This window comes from Micromonospora sp. RV43, from assembly GCF_001029515.1.
GTDB lineage: Bacteria > Actinomycetota > Actinomycetes > Mycobacteriales > Micromonosporaceae > Micromonospora > Micromonospora aurantiaca.
Genome location: NZ_LEKG01000298.1, coordinates 1 through 4,901, shown reverse-complemented (window position 1 = coordinate 4,901; position 4,901 = coordinate 1). Strand labels below are relative to the sequence as shown.

4 protein-coding genes are annotated in these 4,901 nt (G+C 72.2%); 2 read left to right on the top strand and 2 right to left on the bottom strand.

The window, feature by feature from the left end; genetic code table 11:
- Window positions 1–1,792, top strand: a 1,792-nt coding sequence (locus ABD52_RS36265; RefSeq protein ID WP_047894722.1) for a rhamnogalacturonan lyase, incomplete at its 5' end; no start/stop codon positions are given.
- A gap of 167 nt (window positions 1,793–1,959) precedes the next feature.
- Here ABD52_RS36265 and ABD52_RS36260 read toward each other — a convergent pair.
- Window positions 1,960–2,955 (bottom strand): LLM class flavin-dependent oxidoreductase, encoded by a 996-nt coding sequence (locus tag ABD52_RS36260; RefSeq protein ID WP_174361724.1) that lies wholly within the window; start codon window positions 2,953–2,955, stop codon window positions 1,960–1,962.
- Between the two features lie 61 nt (window positions 2,956–3,016).
- The gene (locus tag ABD52_RS36255; RefSeq protein WP_047894721.1) at window positions 3,017–3,496 is read right to left on the bottom strand and encodes an Lrp/AsnC family transcriptional regulator; all 480 of its coding nucleotides are present in this window, start codon (window positions 3,494–3,496) and stop codon (window positions 3,017–3,019) included.
- 83 nt (window positions 3,497–3,579) lie between these two features.
- Between ABD52_RS36255 and ABD52_RS36250 the strand changes: the two genes are divergently transcribed.
- Entirely contained in the window at window positions 3,580–4,791 is a 1,212-nt protein-coding gene (locus ABD52_RS36250; protein WP_047894720.1) for a PLP-dependent aspartate aminotransferase family protein, read from the top strand.
- Window positions 4,792–4,901: the final 110 nt, after the last annotated feature.

Genomic DNA, 4,901 nt, shown 5'->3' with positions numbered 1-4,901 from the left:
GTCGAGGTCCTCCATCTGCTTGGCGCCGACCACCCCGCCGGCCGGCGCCAAGCAGATGGAGGACCTCGACCGGGGCCTGATCAGCGTCCGCTCCGGCAGCGGGAACCTGGTCTCCTGGCGGCTGCTCGGCACCGAGACGACGGGGGTCTCGTTCAACCTCTACCGGGGCGGTACCAAGGTCAACGGCAGTCCGATCACCGGCGCCACCACGTACCTGGACAGCGGCGCGGCGGCCGGATCGGCGTACACCGTGCGGGCCGTGGTGAACGGCGCCGAGCAGGCGGCGTCCGCCCCGGCGCTCCAGTTCGCCAACGGTTACCTGGACGTGCCGATCCAGCCGCCGCCCGGCGGCACCACCCCGTCCGGGGAGGGGTACAGCTACGCGGCGAACGACGCGAGCGTCGGTGACCTCGACGGCGACGGCCGCTACGAGTTCGTGCTCAAGTGGGATCCGTCGAACGCCAAGGACAACTCGCAGTCCGGCTACACCGGCAACGTCTACGTCGACGCGTACACGCTCACCGGCACCCGGCTGTGGCGCATCGACCTCGGCCGTAACATCCGCGCCGGCGCCCACTACACCCAGTTCCAGGTGTACGACTACGACGGCGACGGGGACGCCGAGGTGGCCGTGAAGACCGCCGACGGCACCCGCTCCGGCACCGGCCAGGTGATCGGCAACGGCTCGGCCGACCACCGCAACTCCAGCGGCTACGTGCTCGCCGGACCGGAGTACCTGACCATGTTCGACGGCCGCACCGGCGCGGCGCTGTCCACCGTCGACTACGACCCGCCGCGCGGCACCGTCTCGTCCTGGGGCGACTCGTACGGCAACCGGGTCGACCGGTTCCTCGCCGGCACCGCGTACCTGGACGGGCAGCGCCCCTCGCTGATCATGGCGCGCGGCTACTACACCAGGGCCGTCGTCGCGGCCTGGGACTTCCGCGACGGCACGCTGCGCAAGCGCTGGACGTTCGACTCGAACGCCTCCGGCAACGGCGCCGCCGCCGGCCAGGGCAACCACCAGCTCTCCGTGGCCGACGTGGACAACGACGGCCGCCAGGAGATCGTGTACGGCGCCGCCACCATCGACGACAACGGCCGGCTGCTGTACTCCACCGGCAACGGCCACGGCGACGCCCTGCACGTCGGCGACCTCGACCCCTCCCGCGCGGGCCTGGAGGTGTTCAAGGTCGACGAGGACGGCAGCAAGCCCAGCTCCTGGATGGCCGACGCGCGTACCGGGCAGATCATCTGGCAGACGGCGCCGAGCGGCGACAACGGCCGCGGCGTCTCCGGCGACGTCTGGGCGGGCAGCCCGGGTGCCGAGTCCTGGTCGTCGGCTGTCGACGGGCTGCTGAACACCCGGGGCCAGAACGTCGGGCGCAAACCGTCGTCGGCGAACTTCCTGATCTGGTGGGACGGCGACCCGGTCCGGGAGCTGCTCGACGCCACGAAGATCGACAAGTACGGCACCGGCGGCGACACCCGGCTGCTCACCGGCAGCGGCGTCGCCTCGAACAACGGCACCAAGTTCACCCCGGCGCTCTCCGCGGACCTGCTCGGCGACTGGCGCGAGGAGGTCGTCTGGCGCACCTCCGACAGCACCGCGCTACGGATCTACAGCACGCCTGTGACCACCGGGCTGCGCCTGCCGACGCTGATGCACGACCCGCAGTACCGGGTGGCGGTGGCCTGGCAGAACACCGCCTACAACCAGCCGCCGCACCCCGGCTACTTCCTGGGCGACGGCATGAGCACCCCGCCCGCGCCGAACATCTACCTGCGCTGAAACGGCAGGCACCGGGTCGCCGGCCGCGGAATCCGCTCCGCCGGCGACCCGGTGCACCACACCGCAGCATTCCCGACCCGTCCCGACCGGGAATGCCGTACCACCACCGGGGACAAAGTTATGCGTCCCACGCGACGCTGCGGTGACGTGGCTATGAAGAGCGTGTTTCAGCCCTCCCGGCGCAGGCCGCCCGCCACCTTCTCGGCGATCAGCTCGAACGAGCGGACCCGGTCCGCCACGTCGTACACCATCGTGGTGAGCATCAGCTCGTCCGCGCCGGTGCGCTCCAGCAACTCACCGAGCTGCCGGGCCACCGTCTCCGGCGAACCGGTCGCCTGGCCGTCGCGGCGCTGGGCGACGAACTCCCGCTCGAACTCCGAGTACGGGTACGCCGCCGCCTCCTCCGGCGTGACGAGCGGCTCCGGCCGCCCCGACCGCAGCTTCAGGAACGACAGCCCGGACGGCCCGGCCAGCCACTCGGCCCGCTCGTCGGTCTCCGCGCAGACCGCGTTGACAGCCACCATCGCGTACGGCCGGTCCAGCCACTGCGACGGCCGGAAGTTCTGCCGGTAGAGCTGCAACGCCGGGATCGTGTTCTGCGAGCTGAAGTGGTGCGCGAACGAGAACGGCAGCCCGAGCAGACCGGCCAGCTGCGCGCTGAACCCGCTGGACCCGAGCAGCCACACCTGCGGCGACTGGCCGCGGCCCGGCGTCGCGGTGATCGGGCCCGGCTCGGCGCCGGAGAAGTAGTTCATCAGGTCGGCCAGCTCGCGCGGGAAGTGCTCCGCGGACAGGCCCTCCATGGTGCGGCGCAGCGCCAGCGCGGTCACCTGGTCGGTGCCCGGCGCCCGACCGATGCCCAGGTCGATCCGGCCCGGGTGCAGCGCCTCCAGCGTGCCGAACTGCTCGGCCACCACCAGCGGCGCGTGGTTGGGCAGCATCACCCCGCCCGAGCCGAGCCGGATCGTGCTGGTGTTCGCCGCCAGGTGCGCGAGCAGCACCGCCGGGGCGGAACTCGCGATGGCGGGCATGTTGTGGTGCTCGGCCACCCAGAACCGGCGGTAGCCCAGCTCCTCGGTGCGGCGGGCCAGCTCCGTGGTGTACCGCAGCGCCTCACCGGCGTTGCCGGTCGCCGCCACCGGGGCAAGATCAAGAACAGACATGGGTACGTCGATCACAGGCAGGTGCAACCCGCGACGTGCCGGAATTGTTCCGCCGGGTGCGCTACCCCATACCGCGGGCCTGCTCGAAGATCAGGCTGGTCTGCGTGTGCTGCACCGCCGGATCGACAGCCAGATGATCCAGGACGAAGTCCCGCAGCGCGTCGCCGGAGGCGGCGCGCACGTGCAGCACGTAGTCCTCAGCGCCCGCCACATGGAACACCGACACCACGCCGGGCAGCCGTACCGACCGGGCGCGGAACGCGTCAACAGCGGCCCGCTCGTGCGCGGTCAGCCGCACCGACACCAGCGCCTGCAACGGCAGGCCCACCGCCGCCGGGTCCACCTCGGCGTGGAACCCGCGGATCGCCCCGCACTCGCGCAGCGCCCGGGTACGCGTCAGGCACGTCGACGGCGCCACCCCGACCCGCTCGGCCAGCGCGTTGTTCGGCAGCCGGCCGTCGGCCGCCAGCTCGGTGAGGATCGCGCGGTCGGTGTCGTCCAGGCCGGCGAACGGCCGTACATCATTCGGTGCGGCAGGCATGCGACCATCTTTCACCGAATCACAGCCGGACGAAAGCGTGATTGCCAGAATCTTGTTCGCTGCTATTGCCTCTAGCAGTCGTCATGTTCGACGCTTCCGGCATGACTTCCGTGGACACCGCAGCCGTACACGCCGGGCGCGCCGACCTCGCCGGGCTCGGCGTCCACGTCCCGCCGATCGACCTGTCCACCACCAACCCGCTGCCCTCGGTGGCCGGCGGCGGTGACGACTACGAGACACTCGCCACCGGCGGCACCCTCCCGGCCGGCGGCAGCGCCGTCTACCAGCGCCTCTGGAACCCCACTGTGGCCCGGTTCGAGACCGCCCTCGCTGAGCTCGAAGGCACCGCCGAGGCCGTCGCGTTCGCCAGCGGCATGGCCGCGCTCACCGCCACCCTGCTCGCCGCCACCCGCGACGGCAAGCGTCACGTCGTCGCCGTCCGCCCCCTCTACGGCGGCACCGACCACGTCCTCGCCACCGGCCTGCTCGGCACCGCTGTCACCTGGGCCACCACCGCCGACGTGGCCGCCGCGATCCGCCCCGACACCGCCCTGGTCGTGGTCGAGACGCCTGCCAACCCCAGCCTCGACCTGGTCGACATCGCCGCGCTCGCCGACGCCGCCGGTGACGTCCCGCTGCTCGTCGACAACACCGTCGCCACCCCGGTGCTCCAGCAGCCCTCCCGCCACGGCGCCGCGCTCGTGCTGCACAGCGCCACCAAGAGCATCGGCGGCCACGGCGACGTCCTCGCCGGCGTCGTCGCCTGCGGACCCGAGTGGGCCGCCCGGCTGCGCCAGGTGCGCGCCGTCACCGGCGCCGTCCTGCACCCGCTCGGCGCGTACCTGCTGCACCGCGGCATCCAGACCCTTCCGCTGCGCGTCCGCGCCCAGCAGGCCGGTGCCGAGAAGCTCGCCGCCTGGCTCGCCGGGCACCCCGCCGTCGAGCGCGTCCACCACCCGTCCCTGCACGACCCGGCCGGGCTGGTCGGCCGCCAGATGTCCGGCACCGGCAGCCTGCTCGCCTTCGAGGTACGCGGTGGCGCGCCCGCCGCGGCCGAGGTCGCCGGCGCCTGCGAGCTGATCACGCACGCGGTGTCGCTCGGCGGCGTCGACACGCTGATCCAGCACCCGGCCTCGCTCACCCACCGGCCGGTCGAGGGTGACGCGAAGCCCTGCGGCGGGCTGCTGCGCGTCTCGGTCGGCCTGGAGGACCCGGAGGACCTGCGGGCGGATCTCGCTCGGGCACTACTTCGAACAGTTGGGGGTGGCCCGCTCCTAGCCTCGGTCTTTCACTAACTGTTGATCAAGGCCGCGTGGCGGGTTGTTGATCTTGATCAGTCGGTCGATCGACGTCAGGGCGTGGTGGTAGCCCGACGCGGGGTCGGGTTCCTCCAGAAGCTGTCCGT